The organism is Hydrocoleum sp. CS-953 (assembly GCF_002260545.1).
Lineage (GTDB): Bacteria > Cyanobacteriota > Cyanobacteriia > Cyanobacteriales > Microcoleaceae > Trichodesmium.
Genome location: NZ_LGSU01000425.1, coordinates 1 through 3,074, shown reverse-complemented (window position 1 = coordinate 3,074; position 3,074 = coordinate 1). Strand labels below are relative to the sequence as shown.

The window sequence follows — 3,074 nt, the reverse complement described above, 5'->3', positions numbered from 1 at the left end:
AAATTTTCCTGACCATCTATTTCTTTTTCCCCTTTAGTAATTGACCTCTGACTTAATACCACCAGCATTTCTGCCACAGCATTACGATCAAAAAGACTCCGAAAAATATATTACTTTCTATTTGTGTAACTTCTGCTTTATTAAAGTTGTTACCTCATTACCAATCTATTCAAGAAAAACTACAAGTTATTGAATCTGAAATTAAAACTACAACAGAAAGATTGAATAATGAGAAGGAAAAATTTAGTCGCTATTTTGACCCTAGTCAAGCTAAGACTATTATGCAGGAGCAAAGTAACCGATTAGATTCTCATCAAATACCTATAATTTGGCTAGAAGATAATAGTATTAAAGCAAGTTCAGAATCTAATTCTTCTCTATAGTTATTATTTAAGCATCCAGCTATTACTATTCAGCTTTATCATGTGGAATGCCCTCATATTTCCTAGTTTTGAAGCTAATAACTTACTAAAGTTAAGGGATGACATTTTTATTTATAACTTTTCATTCTCTTTGGAGACTAAATTCTTCCTTCCTATGAGAATTGAGTTAATAATTCATAGCTGAGAGCTGATAGCTGACGGCTGAATACTTAGGGTTTGCTGAAAAAGTATGACTGCTAGCGGTAGGAGTCAGGAGTCAGGAGGAATGGAGAATTTAGATGAGGTAGTCGGAATAATTATCCCTTGATTTTTCTGTGATTATTCTGCCTTTTATCCTAACTTTTGGGTCGCTCAACCTTAAAAAGTTGCACTTTTTTTTGCTCCTAAAAAAGCCCAAGCCTTTATCTGTTAATGCTTTTATATTTAATCAGCAAGCCCTACTTACCGAATAATTAATTATTAATTATTAATTATTAATTANTGGGTCGCTCAACCTTAAAAAGTTGCACTTTTTTTTGCTCCTAAAAAAGCCCAAGCCTTTATCTGTTAATGCTTTTATATTTAATCAGCAAGCCCTACTTACCGAATAATTAATTATTAATTATTAATTATTAATTATTAAGAGTTGATAGTAAATAATTATTCATTCAACAATTCAGGTTGATAACTTCCCCTTTTAAGAGGATAAATCAAAAATTTTCCTTTGAGTCAATCCCCTTCTTTTAAGAAGGCGTAATTATTAATTATTAATTTTTCATTGTTAATTGCTGAAGTTATACTTAAGCTGCATTAGCTAATACAAATTGAGATGTTAGAAGCTCTACTCCAGCTTGATATTGTTTGTCAGATTCTGTGGTAATTTGGTTAGGTAAAATCGGGTCTTGTTCCACCAAAAAATCTGGAATAATTCCCAGTTTATTAATATCTTTATGGTTTGGTGTTTCATACTTGGCAACCGTAACTGCTAATCCCGATCCATCAGATAAATCAAACAAAGATTGAATTAAGCCTTTACCAAAAGTTTTTTCACCTACCAATAAAGCACGACCATTATCCTGAAGGGCGCCAGCTAGAATTTCACTAGCACTTGCAGTTCCCTGATTAGTTAAGACAACTAATGGGGCATTAGTTATAGCAGGACCTTCAGCAGAAAAACTACCAAGAATTCTTTGTCTATTAACCGTGTAAACAATTGTACCTTCGTCTAACCATAGACGGGCAATTTCTACACCAGCTTGTAATAGTCCACCTGGATTATTGCGTAAATCGAGTACATAGCCAATTGCTCCCTGTTCCTCAAAACTTTTTACAGCCTGGGTTACTTCTGCAGTAGCATTAGCATTAAATTGACTGAGGCGAATATAACCAATTGGTCCTGTTTCAGAGTTAGACTTTAACTTGGCATAGACTGGATTAATCTCTATTTTGTCCCGAATTATTGTTATGTCTTGGGGTTTGTCTCTACTGTCTTTCAAAATTGTTAATACCACAGAAGAACCAACAGTACCCCGCATTCTATTTGCAGCTTCATCTAATGAAAATTCTGTGGTGGAATGGCCATCAATTTTGACTACGCGATCGCCTGTTTGGATACCAGCAGTTTCAGCAGGGGAACCCTCCAGGGGAGAGATGACTATTAGTTCTCCTGTTTGAGAGTCTAGGGCAATTTGTAAACCTACTCCTGTTAATTCTCCAGAAGTATCAACCTGTAAATTCCGGTATTGTTGTGGTTTAAGAAGTCGCGTGAATGGATCTTCTAGACTGGCCAACATTTCTTGAATGGTGCTGTAGGTTTCTTCTCTAGTTTTCAGGGGTTTCTTCATTAATTTTTGACGCTTAAACCACCAGTTCTGATGATTGAAAGAGTCATCNATTTGTAAACCTACTCCTGTTAATTCTCCAGAAGTATCAACCTGTAAATTCCGGTATTGTTGTGGTTTAAGAAGTCGCGTGAATGGATCTTCTAGACTGGCCAACATTTCTTGAATGGTGCTGTAGGTTTCTTCTCTAGTTTTCAGGGGTTTCTTCATTAATTTTTGACGCTTAAACCACCAGTTCTGATGATTGAAAGAGTCATCAACATAAGCTAAATTGACTATACGCCAAGCTTCACCTAATAAGCTTTGTTCTTCAGTTAATGCTGTTGCAGAAGAGGTCATTAGTCCCCAGGTCAGGATGATTGGGAATATTAATAAAAGTGCAATTTGGAAAAATCTTTTTTTCATAAATAGAAGTGAAGTATTGAATTATCAATCTTTAATAATTATTGTTCTGTTAATTAAATCTCAAAGCATTTACAGAGAGATAAGGTGTATTTTTAGGTCTGGAAAAATTGCCTGGTTTTCAGATGTTCATGCTCAAAAAGTTAGTATCTTGGGTAAGAGTTGGGCAAAAAAATTACTCCCCCACTCCCCTACTCCCCCACTCCTTAAAAAAAGACTTTTTCAGCCTAATTCCTAATTATTGCTCTGCTGATTAAATCTGTAAGCATGACAGATAAAGGCTTGAGCCTTTTTATGGTTGAAAAAAGTGCCTAGTTTTCAGTTGAAAAACCTCAAAAAGTTAGGATAAAAGGCAGACAAGTACAGAAAAATCAAGGGAAAATTATTCCTTCTACTTTCTCTGTATCCCTACACTCCCCACCCTCCCCACCCTCCCCACACTCTGCTTTTTTCAGCAAACCCTAATTAT

The 3,074-nt window shown here is 35.3% G+C and carries 1 protein-coding gene and 2 pseudogenes; 1 reads left to right on the top strand and 2 read right to left on the bottom strand.

What is annotated here, in order from left to right:
• The first annotated feature begins 146 nt into the window (after positions 1 to 146).
• A complete protein-coding gene (locus AFK68_RS04190) occupies positions 147 to 383 on the top strand; it encodes a hypothetical protein (protein ID WP_094671719.1) in 237 nt (78 codons plus the stop codon).
• Positions 384 to 1,162: 779 nt separating this feature from the next.
• Here AFK68_RS04190 and AFK68_RS04185 read toward each other — a convergent pair.
• Both AFK68_RS04185 and AFK68_RS40960 read right to left on the bottom strand, forming a co-directional pair.
• A pseudogene (locus tag AFK68_RS04185) lies at positions 1,163 to 2,254 on the bottom strand (S41 family peptidase); the annotation flags it as partial.
• 1 nt (position 2,255) lies between these two features.
• Positions 2,256 to 2,608, bottom strand: a pseudogene (locus tag AFK68_RS40960) (carboxyl-terminal protease); the annotation flags it as partial.
• Positions 2,609 to 3,074: the final 466 nt, after the last annotated feature.